Origin of the sequence: Rasiella rasia, assembly GCF_011044175.1 — a bacterium.
GTDB lineage: Bacteria > Bacteroidota > Bacteroidia > Flavobacteriales > Flavobacteriaceae > Marinirhabdus > Marinirhabdus rasia.
This window is the reverse complement of sequence record NZ_CP049057.1, coordinates 1271619-1296704: the sequence shown is the minus strand read 5'-3', so window position 1 is coordinate 1296704 and position 25086 is coordinate 1271619. Positions and strand designations below refer to the sequence as shown.

Annotated in this window: 21 protein-coding genes; 12 read left to right on the top strand and 9 right to left on the bottom strand. The window is 36.9% G+C overall.

The genetic code is table 11. The features are described from left to right. The 3 genes from G5B37_RS05805 to G5B37_RS05795 are packed head-to-tail and all read left to right on the top strand — an operon-like array spanning nucleotide 1 to nucleotide 4448. Nucleotides 1-1470 carry a sulfatase-like hydrolase/transferase gene (locus tag G5B37_RS05805; RefSeq protein WP_164679120.1) on the top strand — a complete coding sequence of 490 codons (1470 nt, stop codon included), beginning with the start codon at nucleotides 1-3 and terminating at the stop codon, nucleotides 1468-1470. A gap of 26 nt (nucleotides 1471-1496) precedes the next feature. Next, nucleotides 1497-2969: a sulfatase-like hydrolase/transferase gene (locus tag G5B37_RS05800; protein ID WP_164679119.1), complete on the top strand. Its 1473-nt coding sequence runs from the start codon at nucleotides 1497-1499 to the stop codon at nucleotides 2967-2969. Between the two features lie 3 nt (nucleotides 2970-2972). Further along, nucleotides 2973-4448 carry a sulfatase-like hydrolase/transferase gene (locus tag G5B37_RS05795; RefSeq protein ID WP_164679118.1) on the top strand — a complete coding sequence of 492 codons (1476 nt, stop codon included), beginning with the start codon at nucleotides 2973-2975 and terminating at the stop codon, nucleotides 4446-4448. Here G5B37_RS05795 and G5B37_RS05790 read toward each other — a convergent pair. Next, nucleotides 4437-5582, bottom strand: coding sequence for a glycosyltransferase family 2 protein (locus G5B37_RS05790; RefSeq protein WP_164679117.1), 1146 nt, complete (start codon nucleotides 5580-5582; stop codon nucleotides 4437-4439). The two genes, G5B37_RS05795 and G5B37_RS05790, sit on opposite strands and share 12 nt — an antisense overlap. Then, complete coding sequence (locus tag G5B37_RS05785) at nucleotides 5572-6867, bottom strand: glycosyltransferase family 39 protein (protein WP_263649851.1); 1296 nt, start codon at nucleotides 6865-6867, stop codon at nucleotides 5572-5574. The genes G5B37_RS05790 and G5B37_RS05785 overlap by 11 nt, the downstream gene beginning before the upstream one ends. Nucleotides 6868-6953: 86 nt before the next feature. Here G5B37_RS05785 and G5B37_RS05780 point away from each other — a divergent pair, with 86 nt between their 5' ends. Genes G5B37_RS05780 through G5B37_RS05765 form a run of 4 tightly spaced genes read left to right on the top strand, consistent with a single transcriptional unit; the run spans nucleotide 6954 to nucleotide 11245 of the window. Next, complete coding sequence (locus G5B37_RS05780) at nucleotides 6954-7943, top strand: GNAT family N-acetyltransferase (protein WP_263649850.1); 990 nt, start codon at nucleotides 6954-6956, stop codon at nucleotides 7941-7943. Beyond that, nucleotides 7940-9040, top strand: a complete 1101-nt coding sequence (locus tag G5B37_RS05775; protein WP_164679114.1) for a DegT/DnrJ/EryC1/StrS family aminotransferase — start codon at nucleotides 7940-7942, stop codon at nucleotides 9038-9040. The genes G5B37_RS05780 and G5B37_RS05775 overlap by 4 nt, the downstream gene beginning before the upstream one ends. Before the next feature lie 48 nt (nucleotides 9041-9088). Further along, a complete protein-coding gene (locus tag G5B37_RS05770; RefSeq protein WP_164679113.1) occupies nucleotides 9089-10399 on the top strand; it encodes an O-antigen translocase in 1311 nt (436 codons plus the stop codon). Nucleotides 10400-10417: 18 nt separating this feature from the next. Beyond that, on the top strand, nucleotides 10418-11245 hold the full coding sequence (locus G5B37_RS05765) for a phytanoyl-CoA dioxygenase family protein (RefSeq protein ID WP_164679112.1): 828 nt from the start codon (nucleotides 10418-10420) through the stop codon (nucleotides 11243-11245). Between the two features lie 35 nt (nucleotides 11246-11280). Here G5B37_RS05765 and G5B37_RS05760 read toward each other — a convergent pair whose 3' ends face one another. Beyond that, nucleotides 11281-12417 carry a glycosyltransferase gene (locus G5B37_RS05760; RefSeq protein ID WP_164679111.1) on the bottom strand — a complete coding sequence of 379 codons (1137 nt, stop codon included), beginning with the start codon at nucleotides 12415-12417 and terminating at the stop codon, nucleotides 11281-11283. Between the two features lie 66 nt (nucleotides 12418-12483). Between G5B37_RS05760 and G5B37_RS05755 the strand changes: the two genes are divergently transcribed. Both G5B37_RS05755 and G5B37_RS05750 read left to right on the top strand, forming a co-directional pair. Continuing rightward, a complete protein-coding gene (locus G5B37_RS05755) occupies nucleotides 12484-13557 on the top strand; it encodes a glycosyltransferase (RefSeq protein ID WP_164679110.1) in 1074 nt (357 codons plus the stop codon). Continuing rightward, nucleotides 13544-13963 (top strand): sugar 3,4-ketoisomerase, encoded by a 420-nt coding sequence (locus G5B37_RS05750; RefSeq protein WP_164679109.1) that lies wholly within the window; start codon nucleotides 13544-13546, stop codon nucleotides 13961-13963. The genes G5B37_RS05755 and G5B37_RS05750 overlap by 14 nt, the downstream gene beginning before the upstream one ends. Here the strand turns inward: G5B37_RS05750 and G5B37_RS05745 are convergent. The 3 genes from G5B37_RS05745 to G5B37_RS05735 are packed head-to-tail and all read right to left on the bottom strand — an operon-like array spanning nucleotide 13946 to nucleotide 16532. After that, on the bottom strand, nucleotides 13946-14893 hold the full coding sequence (locus tag G5B37_RS05745) for a glycosyltransferase family 2 protein (protein ID WP_164679108.1): 948 nt from the start codon (nucleotides 14891-14893) through the stop codon (nucleotides 13946-13948). The genes G5B37_RS05750 and G5B37_RS05745 overlap by 18 nt on opposite strands. After that, entirely contained in the window at nucleotides 14886-15776 is an 891-nt protein-coding gene (locus G5B37_RS05740; protein WP_164679107.1) for a glycosyltransferase family 2 protein, read from the bottom strand. The genes G5B37_RS05745 and G5B37_RS05740 overlap by 8 nt, the downstream gene beginning before the upstream one ends. 15 nt (nucleotides 15777-15791) lie before the next feature. Next, complete coding sequence (locus G5B37_RS05735; RefSeq protein WP_164679106.1) at nucleotides 15792-16532, bottom strand: class I SAM-dependent methyltransferase; 741 nt, start codon at nucleotides 16530-16532, stop codon at nucleotides 15792-15794. Nucleotides 16533-16644: 112 nt separating this feature from the next. On the opposite strand from G5B37_RS05735, the gene G5B37_RS05730 reads away from it, so the two are divergent. Together G5B37_RS05730 and G5B37_RS05725 are read left to right on the top strand one after the other, a co-directional pair. After that, complete coding sequence (locus tag G5B37_RS05730; protein ID WP_164679105.1) at nucleotides 16645-18066, top strand: MBOAT family O-acyltransferase; 1422 nt, start codon at nucleotides 16645-16647, stop codon at nucleotides 18064-18066. Then, a complete protein-coding gene (locus G5B37_RS05725) occupies nucleotides 18067-18990 on the top strand; it encodes an SGNH/GDSL hydrolase family protein (protein ID WP_164679104.1) in 924 nt (307 codons plus the stop codon). 2 nt (nucleotides 18991-18992) lie between these two features. Here G5B37_RS05725 and G5B37_RS05720 read toward each other — a convergent pair whose 3' ends face one another. The 3 genes from G5B37_RS05720 to G5B37_RS05710 form a co-directional block, all read right to left on the bottom strand. Continuing rightward, a complete protein-coding gene (locus tag G5B37_RS05720; protein ID WP_164679103.1) occupies nucleotides 18993-19676 on the bottom strand; it encodes a cell division ATP-binding protein FtsE in 684 nt (227 codons plus the stop codon). Nucleotides 19677-19750: 74 nt separating this feature from the next. After that, nucleotides 19751-21409, bottom strand: a complete 1659-nt coding sequence (locus tag G5B37_RS05715; protein WP_164679102.1) for a S8 family peptidase — start codon at nucleotides 21407-21409, stop codon at nucleotides 19751-19753. A gap of 1 nt (nucleotide 21410) precedes the next feature. Continuing rightward, the gene (locus G5B37_RS05710; protein ID WP_164679101.1) at nucleotides 21411-21884 is read right to left on the bottom strand and encodes a tail fiber protein; all 474 of its coding nucleotides are present in this window, start codon (nucleotides 21882-21884) and stop codon (nucleotides 21411-21413) included. A gap of 148 nt (nucleotides 21885-22032) precedes the next feature. Here G5B37_RS05710 and G5B37_RS05705 point away from each other — a divergent pair, with 148 nt between their 5' ends. Continuing rightward, nucleotides 22033-25053, top strand: coding sequence for a tetratricopeptide repeat protein (locus G5B37_RS05705; RefSeq protein WP_164679100.1), 3021 nt, complete (start codon nucleotides 22033-22035; stop codon nucleotides 25051-25053). Nucleotides 25054-25086: the final 33 nt, after the last annotated feature.

Here is a 25086-nt window from a genome sequence, read left to right as displayed (position 1 = left end):
ATGACTACCGCTAGAAAAATACTCCGTAAGAATTACGTTTTTCCTGCCATGGTAGGCCTGGCAGCAGGGTTGTATCCTATTATTTTCTTTTACACCAATAATTTTTCACTTATTAATTCGTGGAAGCACTTTACATTTTTCTTGTGCTTATTTTTAGGACTGCCAATCTTTACGTTTGTAGCGCTTCGATTTTTAGATTTTATTCCTATCGTTAAAAAATTGAATCCAATTGTTTTTCCATTTTTTAACATCGCGGCATTTCTTGGGTTTATTCAGATTTGTTTGTATGCCCAATTTCATCTTTGGATTACCTTAATTTCTATTGTTGTAGCGGCCTTAGTTGCTTTTTTTCTTCGAAAATCTTTTAAGAAAATTCTAGCCCTTCAGTTTCTTTTGGCAATTATTGGCCTGTTTTGGTTGTTTCCTACCATTAAAAATCAGTGGACGTATTCTAACGAATGGACATTTCAGCCAGATGATATAGAAGAGGTGGTGTTTAAGAAACGTCCAAATGTATATTACATCCAGCCAGATGGGTATGTAAATGTATCGCAAATGGGTAAAGGAGCTTATAAGATTGACAACACGGTCTTTTGGGATTTTCTTCGAGAGAATAATTTTAAATTATACCCCGATGTATTCAGTAACTACAGTTCTACATTGGTTTCGAACACCGCAACCTTTACTATGAAACACCATTATTACAATAATGGTTTTAACTTTAGTGAGATTGCCAACGCCAGAAAAGTAATTATATCAGATAATCCAGTACTTAACATCTTTAAGAACAATGGCTATAAAACACATTTTATCGCCGAAGCTTCTTACTTGCTAACCAATTTCCCAGAGATGGGATACGATGCTTGTAATTTTGATTATAACGATTTAGATTTTATCACAGATGGCTTTAGTATGGAAGAAGACATTACCATACCGCTTGAAGGATTTTTAAAGGAAGATACAGATCAGTCTAAGTTCTTTTTCATTGAAATTTTTAAACCTGGCCATGTTAGCAGTTCAAAAACCGAAACCTTAGGTGTAGAAGGTGAATTTGAGCTGTATAAAGAAAATTTACGCCTTAGTAACGAGCGGTTGGTAAAAGCCATAAATCTTATACAAAAGCACGATCCCGATGGGCTTATTCTCATTATGGCAGATCATGGTGGCTATGTTGGCTATGAGCACATGTTGGAGATTCGTGATAAAACCTTAGATGAAGACCGAATTTATTCTGCTTTTAGCACGCAACTTTCTATAAAATGGCCTAACGGTGAGGCGCCAGCAATTGATACAAAGTTTAAAAGTGGTATCAATACATTTCGCATTTTGTTTTCGTATTTGGCCGAAGATCCTAAGTACTTAGATCACTTGCAAGAAGATGCTAGTTTCACCATTATTAAAAATGGTGCCCCTCAAGGTATATACAAGGTTATTGATGGTGAAGGCGAGGTTGTTTTTAAAAAACATTAACTTCGGAAATTGGATAGCTATTACCCATGAGCGTTTTTAATACTAAATTCATACAGCAGTTTAAGTTTCCAATAGCATTGGGAATAGCCACAGGATTATATCCACTCTTTTTTTACTACACCAACAACTTTACACTTGTTAATTCAGTGAAGCAATTGTTGTTTTTTGTAGCGCTCTTTGTAGCCGTTCCTGTATGTATATTTTCATTCATTCAGTTTGCTACTAGAAATAAGCCTACTCCTTTATGGCGCAATCGACTGTTTACGTTTTTTAACGTCACCTTATTTCTGTTGTACATTCAAATTTGCTTGTTGGCAGATGTAACTCTAGTATATTCTGTTTTAGGTGTTGTTATTGGCTTAGCAGCCGCTTATTTCTTGTACAAATTTTTAAGAAAGATTATGGCGCTGCAATACATTTTGGCAGTGGTAGGGTTGGTTTCTCTGGTTCCTATAGTTTACAAGCAACTCTCGTACGATTCAGATTGGATGAACCAGCCAGATGCTATTATAGATGTTAGCTTTCAACAGAAGCCTAATGTGTATTTTATTCAGCCCGATGGTTATCTCAATTTTTCTGAAATAGGTAACGGTGCTTACCGTCATAATAACGATGCGTTTAAAAGCTATCTAGAGGCTAACAGATTTACATTGTACGACGATTTCCGAAGTAATTATACAGCAACATTACTGTCTAACGCTTCTATGTTTTCTATGAAGCACCATTACAATAGCTACGGTTTTAGTTTAAGCGAAGTTATAAATGGCCGTGAGATTGTTATTACCAAGAATCCGGTGCTCGATATTTTTAAGAACAACGGTTATAAGACCTACTTTTTACCAGAATGGCCTTTTTTCTTAACTAGTTTTGCTGAAATGGGCTATGATGAGTGTAACTTTAGTTTAGAAGAAGATGTGTCTTTTGTGGGCAAGGGATATTACAAACAGAAAGATATTGAAGCACCTCTGCAAAAATTTATCGCAGAAGAAATTAACCAACCCAAGTACTTTTTTTTGCAAGTATTTAGTCCAGGACATGTAGAATTTTTTGAAAAAGACAGTGAAGGTGTAGAAGAAGAGCGCAAACAGTGGTTAGCGCGTTTGGAAGAGACAAACACAAAGCTAGAGCGTCTTATAAATACCATTGTAGCTAACGATTCAGAAGCAATTATTGCAATTTTATCAGACCACGGGGGGTATGTTGGTTTTGAGTATATGGAGCAAATACACAGTAAAACTACAGATAGAGATAAGCTGTACTCTGGGTTTTCTACACAAATGGCAATTCGGTGGCCAGAAGGCACAACAAATTTCTACAAAGACAAGCTTAAGACCAATGTGAATTTCTTTCGGGTTTTGTTTTCAGAATTAAGTGGAGATACTTCGTACTTAGAATATTTAGAAGAAGATGCCAGTTTTGTTACCATCGAGAAAGATGCTCCAAAAGGGGTATACCGCTGTATAAATAGCGAGGGCGAAGTAGTCTTTGAAAAACTTTAATCTTTGAAAAGCGAAAAAAAATACAGCTTAAAACTATGCATCTTGGCTGCTATAGCGCCAGGACTGTATCCCATCTTTTTTTACTACAGTAAAAACTTTCCGTTGGTGAATTCTTGGGAGCATCTCGCATTCTTTATTATTGCATTTCTTGCAATTCCGGTGGTTGTTTTTTTAGTTTCTAATTGGCTATTTGGGTTGTTACCTTTTAAGAGCTACCACAAATACCTACTGCCATTTCTAAACGTATTTACACTGCTGTATTTATTAAAAGTATGCTACTTCATTGGTATTGAAAAAGACAAAATATTAATTGCAGCAGTCATTGCCGCAATTGTTTCTTTCTTTTTACATAAACACCTACTAAAAATTATTTTTTTTGAGTTTTTACTTGCCCTAATTGGCCTAGTGAGTATGGGAAGTACCATGGTGCAATTTCTTTCAATAAGTGACGATTGGAGAACGCAACCCGATGGTATAGCGAATGTTCAATTTAAGAATACACCAAATGTGTACGTAATTCAGGCAGATGGATACGCCAATTTCGCTGAATTGAAAAAAGGATATTACAACTATCCAGAAAATACATTAGAGCGCTATTTGAAAGCAGAAAATTTTACATTGTATCCAGAATACCGAAGTAACTATTCTACAACGGTAGAGTCTAACGTGACGCTTTTCAATATGAAGCATCATTACTACAACAAATCTATCGGGTACAACGAAATTTTTAATGGTCGAAACATGATTGTTTCAGAAAATGTAGTACTTGATGCCTTTAAGCATAATGGCTATAAAACTTATTTCTTAACCGAAACTCCCTACCTTATTGCTAATAGACCTAAAATGGGGTTTCATACTACTAATTTTCCGTACAGCGATTTAAAATACATTAGAAATGGGGCGCGAAGAATTAAAGATGTTGAGGAACCTTTAAAACAATTCATAGCGGAAGAAACCCAACAGCCTAAATTTTTCTTTGTACAGATTTTGAATCCGTGGCATGTTTCTAGTGTAAACCATGTATCTAGAAAAAAGGAAAACGAACGAGAGCAGTATCTAGAACGATTGGAAGAAACAAATACTGCGCTTATAAAAACCATAAAAGAGATAAGATCTAAAGATCTCAATGCCGTGGTAATTTTGATGTCTGACCACGGCGGATTTGTAGGCATGAATCATACTGGAGAAAAACGTACTAAGAATATAGACCGCGATTTTCAGTATAGTATTTTTGGAGCCAATCTGGCTATTTCATGGCCTAACGATTCACCACCTTCTTATGATTCTCAGTTGAAATCGTCTGTAAACTTATTTCGAGTTTTGTTTTCGTATTTATCTGAGGACAATCGATACTTAGAGCATCTTCAGGAAAATGGTAGTTATCTTATCATTAAAAACAAAGCAGAGCCAGGAATTTATCAGACTATAGACGATACTGGAAATGTAGTTTTTAAACCGTTAGATAGTTTATCTTTTTAACCCAAGAATACTGAAAAAGAGGCTAAATAAAATTACCTGTACGCCCAATAGCATAGTAGTTACTGCAGGAATTACAATACGTAAGGTATTTGAGTTGGTAATATCTCCAAAATTTATATCCTGCCAATAATTGTAGGCAAGAAAACTTAAAACAACCCCAGCAATAATTAGAAGCGCTCCAACGATGAGACCTTTTTCAAGATTAATGAACTGAAATTGCTTATCGTAATTTTTCGATTTAGGTAAAAGTCCGTTTTCTACGGTAAACACCTTTGTAAGCCCATAGAATACTATAAACTGAAAGCCAATAAGCATACAAACTGCGGTAAATAATAAGGTGTGAACATCAAAGGTAACACTGCCTATAGTTACTGGATTGTAGACCAGTATTGCTGAAATTACCAAGCCAAAAAAGAACATTAGAAATCCTGGATAATAGAATAACCACTTCGGGCTGTACAGTACTAAAAAGCGTAAATGCCTCCACCCATCGCGCCAGGTGTTTAAATGCGGCGGACGCGTTCTACCGTCTACAGAGAGCGTAGTTGGAACCTCTGCAATTTTCATTTCTTTTAAGCTCGCCTTTACAATCATTTCGCTGGCAAACTCCATTCCGGTAGTTTTTAATTCCATTCTACCAAAGGCATCTTTACTAAAGCCACGTAAGCCACAGTGAAAATCGCCAATCTTGGCTTTAAAAAACAAGCGTCCAATAAAACTAAGAACAGGATTTCCGAGATATTTATGTAAAAAAGGCATAGCGCCTTTAGCAATACCCCCTTTAAAACGATTTCCCATGACAAGGTCGTAGCCCTCTCTTAATTTCACGAGATACGGCATCATATTACTAAAGTCGTAGCTGTCGTCTGCATCGCCCATCATTACATAGGTGCCTTCTGCAGCAGTTATACCGCCAATAAGGGCATTTCCGTAGCCTTTAGCAGGCACATCTACCACCCGAGCATTTAAATCTCTTGCAATCTTTTGTGAGCCATCTGTACTGCCATTGTCTGCAATCACCACTTCACCACGTACGTTTTCACGTTCAAAAAAACCTTGCGCCTTTTTTATGCAAATAGCCAAGGTTTCGGCTTCGTTTAAACAGGGCATTACTACAGAAAGCTCAGGATTCATGACGTGGAATAAATTTTTTCAAAAGTAGGATTATTATTAGCAATCCGATAACATAATTGTAAAATAAATAGCGCATAATACTATGAGATGCTACAGCCACAATCATGGCGTTAGAGAGTATTAATAGGGTGCCTAATAGTATAAATGCACTCTTATTTCCAAAGTGCTTAAACACTCTAAAAAGGCTTAAAAATGCCAAAACCACCACAAAAACAAGTACAAAAACAGACTTAAAGCCATGAACTATGCTGGTGTAGTAGAGGGTGAGCCATTCAGAAAAATGTTGTGATACTAGTTTTGGAAACATCACCTTACAAGCAGCTTCTATAGCAAATGCATTTTTAGGAGGTGTTTCTCCATTCTCTTTGTAATAGTTTAGCCCAAATTCATGAATATTTTGGTTGCAAATCTCTGGAAAATGATAGTGAAATCGTAAGTATTTTTGATGGTAACTACCTTGTACTTCACTACTTAATAGCTGGAGACTGTCTAGTCTTTTGTACGAATAATCGAAAACTTCTTGAATCGCTCTATCATCAAATAATTTTGTGTCATTTGCTTCAGAAACATACAGGGGAAGAGCAATGGCGTTCACATAACTGTACGGGGTAGTTTCTGCATAGCCGTAGAAAATATACCTATACGTCTTATCTACAACTCCAGAAATTACAGGCAACAGCACTAATAAAGCAAAAATTAAGATTGGTTTAAGTGTGCGTATGGCACGTTTCTTTTTCAGTAAAAAGAGAAACCCTAGAATCGGACCTACAATAATAAATTGCCCGCGTGTGAGTACGAGTAGGAGGTAAACTACGGAAATGTAAATGACCTTTTTTGTCTGATCTTTTAATAGAAAATCGATAGAAAATGATAGTAAGAGCAAGTATAATGGATACGCGAGTCCTTCAGACGTTAAGTTAAGGGCTACTTCAATAGGTTTGAAATACGGAAATAATAAAACAATAAGCAGTAGCACCTGAGCGATTACTGAAAGTGAGAATAAACGACTGCAATTTTTGAAAAACACAACAATAGCAAGAAAGCCCATCACCAAATGTCCGACTACAGCCGCAGTTGAAAATACCTCCCCAAATACTGCTTGTAGCCCTCTTAGGTAAATAATGTATCCAGGAAAACGTGTAATGTCTGCGCGTAAGTAGCTGTGTGTATCTGGAGAAAATAATGCGGGTTGAAAGATGAAAAAACTAAAAAACGCAATAAATAAGAAGAAGAGTACTTTGTTCTCAAAGGTGTTCTTAGGAAGCAATGAAGAGCGTTTACTCAATTTATAGGCTATTTAAGCGTTATAGAAGACCCGATAAAAGTAAAAATAATTTTAGTTTTACAATCGGTAACCAACAACTGTTTTATTTGAACCAACCAGACGCGTCTTTTTACGTTGAAAAATATACCCCTGCGCATAAAAATGCATGGGACCAATTTGTGCGAAATTCAAAGAACGCTACGTTCTTGTTTCTACGAGATTTCATGGAGTACCATAGTGACCGATTTGAAGATGGGTCGTTACTGGTTTTAAAAGGAAAAAAAGTTGTGGCATTACTACCTGCGAATCGAGTAGGGGCAGTAGTGCATTCACATCAGGGCTTGTCTTATGGAGGTTTAGTACTATCCTCTAAAATAAAAATGAACGAAACGCTTTTAGTCTTTAAGACAGTTCTAACTTTTTTAGAACAAGACAACGTTACTACATTATCTATAAAGCTTCTGCCAAAAATATATCACAGCCTTCCTGCAGACGAAATAGACTACATTTTATTTCTTTTGCAAGCAACCCGCACCCGTGTAGATGTATCTGCTACCATAGAGAACAGAAATGCGCTTGCGATACAAGGTAATAGGATGGAAGGGGTAAAGAAAGCTGAAAGACAAGGGTTGTCAATACTAGAATCTGAAGATTTTGGTTTGTTTTGGAATGAAATTCTAGTTCCTAATTTAGCAGCGCGTCATGACGCAAAACCTGTGCATAGTTTGGAAGAAATAAGTTTGTTAGCCTCTCGTTTTTCGAAACAGATTAGACAATTTAACGTAATGCATGACGGATTGATTGTAGCAGGAACCACCCTTTTTGTAACTAAAAATGTTGTGCATGTGCAGTATATTTCAGCTAATAAAGACAAACAACAATTGGGTAGTTTAGACTTTTTGTTTCATCACCTAATTAACGAGAAGTTCGCTGATAAAAAGTACTTCGATTTTGGAGTCTCTAATGAGAATAAAGGAAAAAACATCAACGGCGGACTGCAATACTGGAAAGAATGTTTTGGGGCTCGGGCTATAAGTCATGAGTTCTATGAGGTCGCTACTGCAAATCACATGTTATTAGATTCAGTTTTTATATGATTCCATTTTTAGATTTACATGGTGTAAACCAAGAGTTTGAAGCTTCCTTTAAAAAGGAGTTTCAGCAGTTTTTAGATTCTGGATATTACGTGTTAGGCAATCAGGTGAAAACATTCGAAAACGACTTTGCCAAATTCTGCAACGCCAACTATTGCATTGGCGTTGGAAATGGTTTAGACGCCCTTAGGTTAATCTTAGAAGGCTATAAGACCTTACATAAAATTAATGTTGGTGACGAAGTACTGGTAGCTGCCAATACGTTTATTGCAACCATAATTGCCATAAAACAAGCAGGACTAGTGCCAGTTTTAGTTGAAGCGGAAGAAGACACATTCAATTTTGATCTAAAAGTTCTTGAATCTAAAATTTCAGCCAAAACAAAGGCTATCATGCCAGTGCATCTGTATGGCCAACTAGCGCCTATGAAAGCCTTGAAGGTGCTGGCTACAAAATATAACTTACTACTTATTGAAGATGCAGCGCAGGCGCATGGGGCGATGAATGAAGAAGGAAAACGTGCAGGAAATCTTGGCGATGCTGCAGGGTTTAGTTTTTATCCGTCAAAAAATTTAGGTGCTTTAGGAGATGGAGGCGCAGTGACAACCAACAACGAGGCATTGGCAACAGCAATTAAAAAATTGCGTAACTATGGAAGTTCAAAAAAATATGAGCACGAGTTCTTAGGTATAAATTCGAGGCTTGATGAAATTCAGGCTGCATTTTTAAAACTGAAATTACCTAGCTTAGACAAACATAATCGTGCGCGACAAGCAATTGCAAAAACATACCTTGCTAACATTAAAAATCAAAAAATTAAGCTTCCAAAATACAACGACTCGAAGAACCATGTGTTTCATTTGTTTGTTGTTCAAGTTGAAGACAGATCAACATTTACAGATTATCTAGAAGCAAACAACATAGGCTATTTAATTCATTATCCTATCGCACCACATCATCAGAGCGCACTTCCAGAGTATCAAAGCCTTTCATTTCCTGTTACTGAAAAGATACATAAACAAGTAATAAGCCTACCTATGAGCCCTGTAATGACAGAGCAACAAGTGCGTAGGGTAATAAAGGTTTTAAATGAATATTAAATTCGGATTATTGGTTATAAAAACTTTTTGCAGACAACTGTCTAATTTATGAAGATCCCTCAATTTATACGAGCTAATCTCCTGCTAAAAATGACTTCCCTTAATGCGGTGGTGGTGGGAATTCGTTTGGTGATATCTGCGGTTATGCAGCGTATTATCTACGAACTTGTTGGCGCCGAAGGGCAATATAAAATAGGCCAATTGCGAAGCCTAGAGCAGCTACTTATGTCTGTAACTTCCATGGGTGTATTTAACGGAGTGGTAAAGTACCTTGCCGAACACAAAGAAGACAAACCTCAGCTACAAAAACTATTTTCTACAGCCTTTGTTTTTTCTACAATAGGAACAACAGTAGCGGCAGTCACCTTATTTTTCTCGGCTAGTTTTTTAAGCGAATATCTTTTCGGGACTTCAGACTTTGAGTACCTTCTAAAGTTTGTAGCCGTGCTTACACCAGCAGTAGCCTTACAACGTATTTTTGATGGAGTTATTAACGGACTTTCCCAATACAAGAAGTACGCAAAAATTCAGCTTATTAGTTATGTTCTAAGTGCAGCCCTATTATTGGCATGTTTGTATTCGTACAATTTAGATGGAGCGTTGGTGGCAATTGCACTGGCTCCGGCCATACAGGTAGGAATGATTTTAATAATCTTTTACAAGGTGCTTAGGGAGTACATTCAGTTTAAAGAATTATCATTTAAAACTCCTATGGCTAAAAGTCTTTTGGCATTTACCTTAATGAGTTTTGTGTCATCTATTTTGCTGCCGTTTGTAGAGATAGATATTCGTGCCATGCTGGCTGAAACGCTTTCAGAGCGCGACGCAGGAGTTTGGACCAACATGTCTTTTATTTCGAAAAATTATATGGTGTTTTCAGGATCCTTGTTTACCTTATATGTGTTGCCAAAATTTGCAAGTATCTATACAGGGCGTGATTTTAAAAAAGAAGTCTTAACAATTTATAAAACCCTCTTGCCTATTTTTGGAGTGGGCATGGTGCTTGTTTTTTTACTGCGTAACGTAATTATCGAGTTGCTATATCCAGGACTTACCGAAATGGCACCGCTTTTTAAGTGGCAACTTATTGGCGACTTTATTCGCTTAGGGTCTTTGGTGTTGGCACATCAGTTTTTGGCTAAGAAAATGGTGCGTAATTTTATTTTTTCTGAAATTTTCTCGATAGCAACTTTTTTCGGCCTTTCGTACTATCTCGTTCAGTTTTATGAAGTGGAAGGTATTGTAATGGCCCATTTTATTAGATATGTTCTTTATTTCTTACTGGTAGCTTTCTTGTTATGGCGACATTTTACAAACCAAAGAAAACAGCGATTGAAAGCTCAAAAAATAGAAGAATAGTATAAATTTACACCACTTATGTCTGTAGAAACATGTACCCTTTTTTTAGATAACCAACCCTTCGAATTCTCTGTTGAAGGTAATTTCTTTTGGGGTGAAAAGGAAGTGCTTTTTGAGAAAGAAGACAGTGTTATTTCTAAAGTAAATTGGCAGAATGAAGGTTTTGGAGTGGTAGACGCTTTCCGTGGTAACGAGTTTGCAGCGCTTCAAAAATCTATAACTGAGAATATCAAAAAGGCGTTTGAAATTCATAAAATAAACTACCCAGAAAATTTCAACCTAAAGGAGTATCATAAGGTCGTTGAAACTACTGAGGACCACTTAAAGGTCATTGATATTACCCGTAATTTAACAAATGAAGATTTTGACTTCGATATTGATATGCTGGCAGAGCGCTTCGGAAATATCCTGGGGTACAAACTCACGTCGTGGGTAGAAGAATTACAGAAATCACATATACAGATTCGTATTAACAGGCCCAGTTCTTTAGATATCAATCCGCCCCACAGAGATGGGTATTTAAGCTATTGGAAGGATGTTATAAACGTATGGATTCCTATAGAGGGGTGTACACCAGAAACATCTTTACCTGTGTTGCCTGGAAGTCACCTATTACCCGAAAACGAAATTTTACGAACCGAAAGTAAAGGAGCAAAAATTAACGGGAATACCTATTACGTACCGTGTATATTAAAAACTGCGGCAGGCGATTTAAGAATGATACGTCCAAATCCGAAAGAAGGAGAAGCGTTGTTGTTTTCGCCATTCTTAATTCATGGTGCGGCCGTAAATCGCAGTGAAAACACCAGAGTTTCTATTGAATTAAGATTTCCGAAGGTAAAGTAATAAAAAGCTTCATCTAATTAGTGAAAAACAAACGACTACTTCGTCCATTTTTCAAAATAGCGTTGCGAGGCTAAGATATGGTTGTGCTCCTTTTCTATAAAGGAACGTGCGTTTTTGGCAATGGCAACTATTTTATCTGGGTTATCAATGAGCCAAATAAGTTTATTGGCAATAGCCTGTGCATCGGGTAAGGCATTTATGGCAACTTCATCTTCTTCTAGATTATAATAATCTAAAAATTCTTGTTCTGCACCCGTAAAAACTACTTTCCCTTTGGCCATAGCTTCAAGGGCATTAAAACCTTGGTCGTACGCAAAAACCTGGTCTAAAAGAATGTGGCAGCCATCAAACAATTGTATGTATTCGGCATAGGGAACACTTCGTACGGTTGTGATTTCAATTTTATCTGAATGAGTTTTTGAGACCAAAGCTAGTGCAGCTTCAAAAATATCGTTCCCTTTTTTGTAATAATTACTGTTGTTAATTCCGTGAAATATCACCACTTTATCGGTAATTTCAGGCGCAATATAGTTAAAGGGATTCAGGTTAACGGGATTGGGTACCATCCCAAGATATTTTGGATGACCTTCTAAAGGTATGTGGTAATCTAAATCTGAAGCAATAATGCCTTTAACATTTTTAGCTATAAAATTATGCAAGGCTTCATAAGCCGGACGAATGTATTGAGTCATGTGCAGAAAGTCTGCTTCGGTGCCTCGTTTCTCTAGATAAGGGGTGGCAATACTATAACGAAACTTTTCATCCATAGCATACTTTACACTTAAGTGATCGGTTCCGCAGGATAGTAAAAAAACGTTTTTATTGTGCTGAAATATAAATTGAAGTAACTCTTGTTCTATGTTTGGCAATGTGCCAAATGCATTTTCATTTATGAGTTGTACAATGTCATTTCCCTGAAAAAGTTGTTGCTGGCTATAAAACTGTTTTTTAATACTTGAAGAGTTGAGGTCAATTTTAAAAAGTTTGTAAAGCACTCGTCTTACAAACTGCCTAACACCATGGTCATACGGTCTTTTAAACTTAACATCTACTTTCCTGTTTTTAAATCCGTCACCAAAACCAACAACGGTAACTTCATGCCCCAAATGCGTTAAACCTTCTTTTAAAGTAAAGTGAGAAGCATTATATTCGCCTACCAACAGTATTTTCATGTAACTTGGGTACTTGGAATTTAAATAAATTTACGCTTGCAAAATACGCATAAAAAAATTTGCATAGTGAGTATTTCACTCGGAAAGGGAGGCGCAGAACGTTCTGCGGCTATGCTTTCTGAGATGCTTCATTCTCATGGTCATGAAGTGCACATGGCTATTCTTACCAATGATATTGCTTACCCGTATAAAGGAGAATTGTTAAATCTAGGACTACTTAAACCTAAGAAAGAGACCATGCGAGAGCGTTTTAAACGCCTATCGCAACTTAGAAAATATCTGAAAGCTCATGCAATAGACATTGTAATTGATCATCGTACCAAAAACAATTATTCTCGAGAATTGTTTTATCATAAAATTATTTACAAAGGTTTTAGAAAAATCTATGTGGTACATAGCGCTAACAAATCGCTGTATTTTTCTGAAAGTCCCAAAAAATTTGCTGGATTCTATAATCGAAATTTAAAAACTGTTGGAGTGTCTAATTACATTACTGAAACAGTTTTAGAGTCCCTACAGATTACCAATGGCTGTACCATACACAATGCTTTCAACGCCAATTGGGTACATATGCCTGGTGATGTGCCTACAACACTCGCCAATAAAGAGTATTTACTATCCTACGGTAGAATAGATGATACCGTTAAAGATTTTACTTTTTTACTAAATGCATTCACGGCTTCTAATCTTTGGCAACAAGGAAAGCACCTTGTTGTTTTAGGAGACGGCCCAGATAAAAAGGTGCTGCAACAATTTACAGCTGGTTTGCCATCGGCAAATCATATTATATTTTTACCGCATCAGTCACCGTTTTCTGTTGTAAGGGGTGCGCAATGTGTAACACTTACGAGTAGGTTTGAAGGGTTTCCTATGGTCTTGGTGGAGTCTTTATCTTTAGGCGTACCTGTGGTGTCACTAGATATTGTTTCGGGGCCTTCGGAAATTGTACAAGACAGAGAAAATGGTTTGCTCATCCCAAAAAGAGAAGTATCTTTATTTGCAGAAGCATTAATAGAAATGATGACGAATAAAGAGCTGCACACGCATTGCAGTAAGAATGCGAAAGCCTCGGTAGCTCAATTTTCAATGCAGGAAATTTCAAAAAAGTGGAACCAATTAGTTCAAGATGAAGTACGTTGATTTAGAAGCTATTACTTTAAAAGATATCCCTAAGATTATCGCAGAAGACGGTCGTGGTAACCTTTCAGTAGTAGAAAAAGAGCTATTGCCGTACGAAATAAAGCGCGTATATTACTTATATGATGTTCCAAGTGATTCTATTCGTGGAGGTCATGCCCATAAAGAGCTACAACAGTTTTTAATCGCTGTAAGCGGAAGCTTTTCTGTAGTGCTAGATAATGGGAAGGAACGTAAAACCTTTCTTTTAAACCGACCCAATAAAGGGCTGTTAATACCAAGCGGTGTTTGGCGTGAGTTAGAGAATTTTTCTGCCGGTGCTGTATGCCTTTCGTTGGTGAGTCAAGAATACGATGAAGATGATTACATTAGAGACTATACCGATTTTAAATCAATTGAACGAAGTTAACCGAAAGCCTAACTTTTCAGCAAGTCCTTTTCCTTTTAATATGAGTTGTAATACTTGTTTGGGTTGTTTTAGCATATAGCGTTGTTTCCCAGTTAGATTGTTTAACTCAATTTTTTGCACAAAGCGTGCAAACGTCTTTTTATCACCAGCCATCTTATGCTGCATAGCAAACGAAAATCTATTTAAATCTAGATATGCTTTCAGGCCAGGATGTTTTTCTGTTTCGGCTTCATAGACATCTACATTCATAAAATTTCGGATAAGCGTTGGCGTATGAGAGATACGGTTGCTGCCGTCTAGATTATGTCTTGCTGTAATAGTGGTTGTAAATGCCATCGGAGCTTTTAAGGCCGCACGTATCCATAGATCTGTATCTTCACCTGCACCATGCGTAATGCTGGTGTCAAAACCGTTTAAGGCTTCAAAAAAGGACTTTTTAAAACATACCGCCGAAGTCCATGCTAAGGCATCGATTAAGCTATTTTCGAAATAATTAGTTACCACGCCCTTCCAGTCTTTTGGTTTTTGCATGATAGGAGAGAGCATTGGGCTTACAAATTTACTATTGTGTCTTTTCTCGTAAGCTGTGGCATACCACTGTTGGTCTGGAAATACAGTGATTAAATCATGTAAGTTTTCTAAATGATTTGGATGCCAATAATCGTCTGCATCTAAAAATACAATGTGCTTACTAGTTGCTTTTGTTACTGCAAAATTACGCGTGCGAGATACTCCTTCATTTTCTTTGCTGAAGTAGCTAATACGAGCGTCAGTAAAACCTTTCACCACGGTTTCACTTCCATCTGTAGAACCATCATTCACTAGAATAATTTCGTAATCATTCTCAGTTTGCAAGAAAAGGCTATTAAGTGTCTTAGCAATATCTTTTTCCTTGTTGTACAAAGGGATGATAATAGAAAACTTAGGCATTAGATTTTGATTTAAGTTCAATATAGTATAAAAGACGGTATAAATCGAACCATTTTAAATTTGGAGATGCGCTGGTGAAATTTTCTTTCATTTTTGCCTTTTTTTTAGAAAAGAACCAGGTAAAAAGACCAAGCATCCTTAACTTTTTTAGCTTTACATAGGTCTGTTGCAATTTAGTTAGATTTGGGTCTAAAACACCTTTATCTTCTAGAGCTACAATAGATTTTACTGCGCTTAATGCTTTTTTTAGATAGTGTTGAGACGATTCCAAACCTAGATGAAAAACCGGATTCTCAATATGAAGCACATTAATATTCTTGGTTTTCAATTGTTGCGAAAAAACAAGGTCATCTCCATAAAAGTTTTCTGTTGGTATAGATAATTCTAAAAATGTTTTTTTCTTAAGTAACACATTTTGAGTGATAATAAAATGAGGCGCTTTTTGTCTTTCTGCGGCAGCTTTTACTTCCCGCTGTCTCCCGTATTCCCACCGCAAGCGTTCGTCAATTTTAGGTTTTTCTTGAGCATAGGCTACACCACCAAAGATTACCTCAAAGGCGCCCTGGTTCATAGCTTTGTAATAGGTGTCTATAAAAGATGGAGACACGGGCAAAACATCTGCATCAAGAAAAAGAATAGTTTCATAAATAGCGTTTTCAGCAAGTTTTTTACGAATGGCACTTCTGCCTATATTCTGTTTTAATTTCTGAAATTTTACATGTGCAAACGACGTAATTTTTTCATTATCGGGTAGGGGTAGTGTAGATCCGTCGTCGAAGACTAAAATCTCATAGGTAATATTTAGAGATGTAAACTCATTGTCTAACGCTTGTACCAGCGAATAAACAGAATGATTGTATGTTGGAATTAGAATTGAAAGCATCGTCTAAATCAACGTTTAAGATACAGGTTTTTTTAAGAACAGTACTGTCTCTGGTGTAAACCCAAGCCTTGTATCTTCCTTAAATTCTTTTTGTTTACTAACTGTAAATTTGTTTGTTTTTAAACGTTGCAGCAAGCCATTAACAGAGTAAATTCGAACATGATCGTCTTGTCCGAACGCTTTTAACCGTCCCTCTTTAGAGGTAATAGAAAAGTCTTCATACACATCGGTACCTTCTTTAAAAGGTGTCTGAACTAGACATGTACCTCCTGGTTTTAAAACCCTGAATAATTCTCTCATGGCCGCGCTATCATCTTCAATATGCTCGAGTATGTGATAGCAAATAATTAAGTCGAAACTATTATCAGGGCAATCAATAGCCGTTATATCATACCTGTGTGTAGCGATAAATTCATCTTCAAAATCGGTGCTCACATAGTCAATGCTTTTTTCCTTACTTAACACTCTGTATAAACTTCGAGAAGGAGAAAAATGTAAAATTCTCCCACTTAGTAATTTTTCAGTAGTTAAAATGTCGTAGAGTCTACGAGTACGTGCTCTACTTCCACAAAATGGGCAAAGCACATCGCCATCGTCTATTACAATAAACCGTTTAAGTGAGTGGGTGCAAATGTTGCATGTATGGTTTTTTCCTCTGTAATTAATAGCAAATAACGACCTGAAAAAAAGCTCATTTTTCAGTAAAAACCTTTTAGGGACAACAGTAAGTGCTAGTTTTTTTACAGCTTTATACATGCTGCTAAATTACAAATTCTAACTTCCTATCTCGTACGAGAAATAGTATTTTTATTATGGCAATTTTAAATGATTGTTTGTAGATTGGCATTTCATAACGCTTGCCGCCTTTATGTTATTTAACACAGTAGATTTTGCCGTCTTCTTTCCAGTCGTTTTAGCACTGTATTGGACCGTATTTAGACGTACCTTATCACTACAGAATATCTTCTTAGTAGTGGTGAGTTATATCTTCTATTCGTTTTGGGATTGGCGGTTTCTTTCGCTTATTTTCTTAAGTTCTCTTGTAGATTTTACCATCGGAAATTTCCTAGGAAAAACAGAAGCCAAAGGCAAACGAAAACTGTTATTGGTGATTAGTTTGGTGTTTAACTTAGGACTTTTAGGAGTGTTTAAGTACTATAACTTTTTTGTTGAAACTTTTGTAGATACGTTTGCGCTCTTCGGAACAACGCTGAAATCGTCAACGTGGAATATTTTGCTGCCCGTAGGTATTAGCTTTTATACATTTCAAACGCTTAGCTATACTATTGATATTTACCGAAAAAGACTCCAACCCACTACAAATGTGGTAGCGTTTTTTGCATTTGTTTCATTCTTCCCACAACTTGTGGCGGGCCCAATAGAACGCGCATCAAACCTGTTGCCACAATTTGAAAAAGAACGTACGTTTAACTATAAAAAAAACATAGACGGACTGCGTCTAATTTTAGCAGGACTGTTTCAAAAAATGGTCATTGCAGATAATTGTGCGCTATTTGTAAATACATATTTTGAAAACTATCAGGATCAATCTGGTAGCACGTTATTTTTTACTGCTGTATTTTTTGCATTTCAGATTTATGGCGATTTCTCTGGCTATAGTAATATTGCTATAGGAACCTCAAGGTTACTCGGGTTCGACCTTATGAAGAACTTTAATTTTCCTTATTTGGCACAAGATTTATCAGACTTTTGGAGACGTTGGCATATCTCGCTTTCTACTTGGTTTCGCGACTACGTCTATATTCCACTAGGAGGAAGTCGTGTTTCTACTATACGACTTATCTTAAATATCCTTATTGTATTTCTAGTAAGTGGATTATGGCATGGTGCCAACCTTACCTTTGTTTTTTGGGGCTTGGTTCATGCTATTTGTGTTATCCCTGTATTGCTGTTTATCAAAAAAGATAGAAGCTTTAACCCGAAACGACTTTGGCCAACTTTTTCAGAATTGGCTCGCATTGGAATTACCTTTTTTATTGTAGTAATTGCATGGGTGTTTTTTAGAGCCGAAACCATTACAGACGCTTTTCAGTATTTGCAAATTGTATTCTCAGAATCGCTTTTTAGCATGCCTTACCTACCCCGAAGTGGTATAGTATTGCTGTTTGGTTATATGGTGTTAGAATGGCTACAGCGCCACCGAGGACATATTTTAGACATTGCGCATATAAAATCTGCATGGTTTAGATATGGAATTTATTACGTGGTACTATTTTGTACTTTTTATTATGCGGGCGATTTACAACCCTTTATCTATTTTCAGTTTTAAATGAAAAGATTATACAACTACATAGCACTCTTTTTAATACCCGTTTTTCTGGTGTGGTTGGGAATTGAACTATTTTATCGTTTTGCCGATACTGCCTATACTGAAAAAGATAAGCAATTACGCACCGAATATAAAAATGCTGAGGTTTTAGTGTTGGGTAACTCTCACGCACTGTTTGGAATAGACCCTTCTTATTTTGAAGCCAGAACGTTTAACGCTGCAAATATTAGTCAGACTCTGTACTTCGATGAACGTATATTAAATACGTATATAGACAGCTTACCAGAGTTAGAAACCGTTATCGTAACGATAAGTTACTTTAGCTTATCGCAGAAAGACAATTCGCTAGGCGATACGTGGCGAAAGTATTTTTATAAGCACCAGATGGGACTAGATGTTCCAATAGTGTCTAATTGGGATGTACGAAACTACAGTCTTGCACTAACAAGAAGATTTCGAAAATCGGTAGAATTGCTTCAAGTGTATGCCGAAGAAGGTACTGTTGCACTTGTAAAACCCAATGGATATGGTTTACAAGACGAACGAGATATTGTGGCAGATAAAGAGGCTATAGTGCCAATAATAGTTAAGAAGCATGAAGACGGTTCCCTCGATTTTAATCATAATACAAACCGATTACAAACCATGATAACCACATGTAAGGCACGAGATATAAATGTGTTGTTGGTTGAAATGCCCATGTATCAAACGTATTACAATGCATTGATGCCTGAGAAAAAAGAGAAAATAGTTTCTGTTTTAGAGCATTTAGCATCAAGCAACCCCAATGTGCAATATTTAAAACTTTCCGAAGATAACCGATTTACAGATAAAGACTTAAGAGATGCAGATCATCTAACCAACGAAGGGGCTGCAAAAGCAAGTAAAATTATTAATGCTTTTATTGAAGAAAACTTTCAGTGATCTTAAACAGTTTTTTGTACCACCTCAAAAATTTGATTTTCATCACATTTCAAGGTCTTTGAAGGATATTTCAGTAATAAGGCATAGTCGTGCGTTGCCATTAAAATAGTATTACCATTTTTATTAATTTCTTGAAGTACCTGCATTACCTCTACACTGGTCTGCGGGTCTAAATTTCCTGTCGGCTCATCTGCTAAAATAAGTTCAGGGTCGTTTAAAAGCGCACGTGCAATGGCAACGCGTTGTTGTTCACCACCAGATAATTGATAAGGGTATTTAAACGCTTTTGTTTTCATGTCTACCTTATCTAAAACATCGTCTATTTTAGATTTCATCTCGGCTTTGTCTGTCCATCCTGTAGCGGTTAATACAAAGTGAAGGTTATCACTAACGGTGCGATCGTTTAGAAGTTTAAAATCTTGAAATACAACACCCAATTTACGACGAAGAAAAGGTATGTCTTTTTCTTTTAAAGTGGGTAAATCGTATCCCACAATATGACCTTCTCCTTTTTTTAGCGGTAAATCACCATAGAGCGTTTTCATAAAACTACTCTTTCCGGTACCAGTTTTACCAATGAGGTATACAAATTCACCTTTGTCTATAGACACAGAAACGTCTGAAAGTATAAGGCTTTCACGCTGAAATATGGATGCATTCTTTAATTCTAATACGGCTTCAGACATAAATTAAATTTTCTATAGGAACAAAAATAAACAAACCAAACCTAGTCACATCTAACGCGACTTAAAAAATGATATTATTTCTTTTTAAAAATTCTTGGATACGATTTCGGTTGTTCTGGGAAACATTCGCCAGTTGGGGTGGTAGCATCTATACTGAAATGCATACGCGATGTTTTGTCTGGTCGCAATGTAGTGCCTGGTTTTAGGTAAATGGCATTTCGCGCCTTAAACCGAACGGAAGCAGAATCTCTAAAGGTCTGATTCTTTACAGTAATATTGTAAGGTGCATTCTCTAATCTATAATGATATCTATACATATCTCGATTGCTTACCTCAACATTACCAAACATCTCTTTGGTTTCTCTTGCCATTTTTACAGCACGATAACCGTTAATTCGTCCTGCACCAAGTTTTCCGCGATAACGTGTGTTACCCGATAAATTTTCTATCTCTTCAGAACTCAGTTTTAAAATAGTCTCTACTTCATAAGCGCTCAAACAATAATTCTCAGACCAAATAAGCCCTAAAACTCCAGAAACAAAAGGAGCAGCCCCCGAAGTAACACCTCCCATAATATCTTTGTATTCACAGATTTGGTTTCCGTGCAAGTAGGTGTATGCAGGAGCGCAAATGTCTATAGCATCGTTTGCTTGTAACCCAAATTTTGGGTAGGGAACAACAATTTCACCATTTTCCCGAAAAGCCAGCTTGGAGTCGTGTCTGTCTTTAATAAATTTTACAATCATTCGGTCATTTTCGTCTTTTTCAAGAACAGCGGTTTCTAGGTCGTTTGTTACATAGGTACCCGTAACCGAAATCACCTTTTCGAAAGCATTAGGATAACCATAGTCGTCTGGATCAAACCCATCTCTGTTGCACCCCTTACCGTTGCCTGCAGCAGCTACGATTATGATTCCATCTTCATACAACTCATTAATGCGCTCTTCAATGTTTTCGTGGTAGGTGCCCATATTACATACAACCCAACTGGCATTAATTATTTTGGCACCTGCCTCCACCAAATCTTCAATGTAGCTAAAACTACCATAGCCATGCGCAATCATATCGCAGTCTGAGCAAATTCCTGGACGTCCGTAGCCATTGTCTGTAGCTGCGCCAGCGATGGCCGCAACGTTAGACCCATGAAAGCAACCTAGGCCTTTTGGGGTGTCAAAATATTTGAGGTATTTGGAGACGCGTCCTTTAAATTCTGCATCTGTAGAATCTACTCGAGAATCTGAAATGCCAATCACTACTTTTTTAGAACCTTTTGTAATTCCCCAAGCTTTTGGCATTTCAAGTAGATCTAAATCGTCTAATCGTTGTGCTGTTCCTAAATTTTCAACCGGACTCGTTGCACCGTAGTCGTTAGGGTAGTAGGGTTTTTCAGAAGGGTAGTACTGATCAATTCTAGAATATTTTTCAGGAAAGTTGTGCTTTAGATTGCTAATGAGCGCAACGTTGTCTGTGGCAATATTGTAAACATTCGATAACAAGTCGCTACTGCTATTACGATAAGCTTTTTCAAATAGAAACACGTTGTAGGCTGCATAAATTCTGGTTTCGTCTGTGCTGTTTGGGCTGATAATGACAAATTTTTTATCCAAACTCTGTGATAGTTGTAGCTGTTCTCCATTTTTAATGTTAAGTTGAAAATAGAAACGCTCTTCACTTTCGTTTTGACTCCACATCGCGAAGCTGCAGAACAATAAGAAATAGGTGATATTTTTCATATTATTCTTTAGTGGGTGAAATGCGTTCTAATTTTGCAGCTAAAGCGTCTATTTCTTCTTGTTGCCGAAGCGTGTAAAGTGTAAGTTCTTCTACTTTTTCTAACAAAATTAAATTCATTTCTTTTAGAGACAATCCCTCTTTATCTAGTGTATTTGCCGAAGGAACACCAGGAAGATGCTTGTGCTTTTTTATAAAAGCTGCCAACTCGGGCAGGGGAGTTAACGAATAAGAAGGTAATAAATTTGAGTGCCCATGTGCATACCATTCAAACACGTAATCTGGGGCAACAGCACCTTGAAGGTCTACAATAACTTCTTGCGTATGAATCTTACCTTTTACAGTTAGTAGTTCATCAGGAGCGTTTGTGCCAATACCAATCATTCCATTTTTTTCTGAAATATTCTTAAATGTGTTGCGTTGTGCAACGCAGTGTACTGAAATTAGGGCGATTACTATTAACAATATGTTTTTCATAACAAATGGAACTTTAAAATTTGTGAGCATTAAATTTAAGTAATTTTAAATTGGAAATCTTTTAAGCCCCTTAAAATATAATTATCCATTATTAAAATCGTTACAAGAGTAGGAATAACGCTACTCATAAAACTGAAACTTGACAATTATGCCTAAAAGCCTCGCTCTTTTTGCAGTGTTGCTATGCGTTACTCTAACCTCTTTTTCGCAACGCACTGCTACCTACACCAACGAATTAGTAGATTATAACAAAGCCATAGAGTTATACAATAACCAACAATTTTTGGCTGCACAATCTTTATTCACAAAAGTAAAAACCACTACTTCTGAAATTACCATTGAAGGTGATTGCGCCTACTATATTGCAAATTGTGCCGTACGTTTAAATCAGCAAGATGCCGATAGATTAATGGAAGATTTTGTAACCTCGTATCCCACAAGTATTAAAAGAAATGAAGCTTATATTAACGTGGCTAATTACTATTTCGAGAATGGAAAATATAGCTACGCAAGAAAATGGTACGACAAAGTAGATGAAGCGAGCTTGCCAAGAAGTGAGCAAGACCGTTACAGTTTTAATAATGGCTATGCGTACTTTAAAAACAAGCGATATTCTGAAGCTAAAAAATACTTTAACAGAGTGTCTACCTCAGAAAAGTACGGTTCGCAAGCTAAATATTACCTAGGTTTTATTGCCTACGAAGGAGATGACTATACAGAGGCAAACGATTTATTTGAAGAGGTAAAAGGCGACGAGCGTTATAACGAAGGGCTGAGCTATTACCAAGCCGATATGAATTTTAAACTAGGTAAATTTCAGAAGGCAATAGACCTTGGGACAGAACAGTTTGAGCAATCTAACCCGAAAGAACAGAGTGAACTCTCTAAAATTATAGGCGAGAGCTATTTTAATCTCGGAAATTACGCCGAAGCCATTCCCTACTTAAAAGAGTATAAAGGCAAAAGTGGTCGCTGGAACAATACAGATTATTACCAACTAGGGTATGCATATTACAAACAAGGCAATTTTGAAGCCGCAATTGGGGAATTCAACAAAATTATTGATGGTGATAACGCCGTTGCCCAAAATGCCTATTACCATTTGGCCGAAAGTTACCTTCAATTAGATCAAAAGCAACAAGCCCTAAATGCTTTTAAAAATGCTTCAGAAATGGAATTTTCCGCAGAAATTAAGGAAGATGCCTTTTTGAACTATGCCAAACTTAGTTACGAAATAGGAAACAGCTATCAAAGTGCGCCTAGTGTGCTTCTAGCATTTATAGAAACATACCCAAAGAACGCCAATAACGACGTGTTGCAAGACTTGTTAATAGACAGTTATATTACTTCTCGCAATTATAAAGCCGCACTAGAACTACTTGAAAACAATAAAAAGTTTGAAAATAAATTGGCATTTCAGAAGGTAGCATTTTACAGAGGTATTGAAGTGTTTAACGAAGGAGATTTTGCCAATGCTATTGCACTTTTCGACAAATCTTTAAAAGAACCGAGGGATGCCATATATACAGCTAGAGCAACGTATTGGAAAGCCGAGAGTGATTACCAACTATCTAATTTTGATGCGGCACTTATTGGATTTAAACAATACTTACAATTACCTTCTGCTGCACAGACGCCAGAGTGGGAACACAGCAAATATAATCTTGGCTACAACCAATTTAAGTTGAAAAACTATAGTAATGCCATTACTTTGTTTAAAGGGTACTTAGAGTCTTCCACCTCTGATGCTGCTCGTAAAACCGATGCACATCTACGATTGGGAGATAGTTATTTTGTAACTAGCCAATACTGGCCTGCCATGGAGAATTACAATACCGCACTTGAAATGGGCTCTCCAGATAAAGATTATGCCGCTTTTCAGAAAGCAATAAGCTATGGTTTTGTAGATAGAACACCAAAAAAAGTTGAGGCACTGCAAGATTTTGCGCGTACCTATACAGCATCGATTTACAGAGATGATGCCCTGTATGAATTAGGAAATACATACGTTTCACTAGATAAAACACCCGAAGCTATTCGAGTGTATGATCAACTAGTGTTAGAACAGCCAAAAAGTAGTTTTGTACCAAAGGCGCTAATGAAGAAAGCGCTTATCTACGACAATACTGGAAAAAGCGCCGAAGCATTGGTTATATTTAAAAGAGTTGCGGGTGATTATCCAAATTCAACAGAAGCGTTGCAAGCAGTTACATCGGCTAAACTAATTTACATAGATCAAGGTCGTGTAAATGAATATGCCAATTGGGTAGCTACTTTAGATTATGTGGAGGTAGCAGATGCAGAGCTAGACGATGCTACCTACCAAGCGGCAGAACAACCATATTTAGAAAACAAACCTGGTCAGGCCAAATCGCGTTTTGTGGCGTATTTAGATGAGTTTCCAAATGGACAGCATGCGCTACAGGCACACTTTTATTTAGGACAGTTGTATTTTGCTGAAAAGGAGACCGATCAAGCAATTCCTCATTTTGAATATGTTGTTTCTAAAGAGCGTAATGAATTTTCAGAACAGGCCTTGGCGCGTATATCAGAGTTGTATTTAGGGAAGAAAGATTACCAAAATGCTTTGACGTACTTAACGCGTTTAGAAACCGAAGCCGATTTTCCGCAGAACATCATCTTTGCCCAAACCAATAGTATGAAGGCGAGCTATGAGTTAAAAAAATATGCAGAGGCAGTAGGTTTTGCTGAAAAGGTATTGCAGAATGAAAAAATTGACAATGCTATAAAAAGTGATGCGCAAATTATTATAGCACGTGCAGCAATGCAAACAGGAGATGAAGCAAAAGCAAAAACAGCTTACGCCGAAGTAGCAAAAATAGCTACAGGTTCTCTCGCCGCTGAAGCCTTGTATTATCATGCTTATTTTTTAAACAAAGCGCAAAGCTATGAAGATTCAAATGCTGCGGTGCAACAGTTGGCTAAAGACTATTCGGGTTATAAATTATTTGGTGCCAAGGGACTCGTACTCATGGCAAAGAACTTTTATGCCTTAAACGATGCGTATCAAGCAACCTATATTCTTGAAAGCGTCATCAGTAATTTTGCAGACTATCCCGAAGTCGTTAATGAGGCTAAAGCAGAATTATCACTTATTAAAAGTGCAGAAGCAAAAACAAATGCTTCGGTTGAAACAAACAAAAATTAGATTCCCATTCATCATCACAACAGAGATACTATG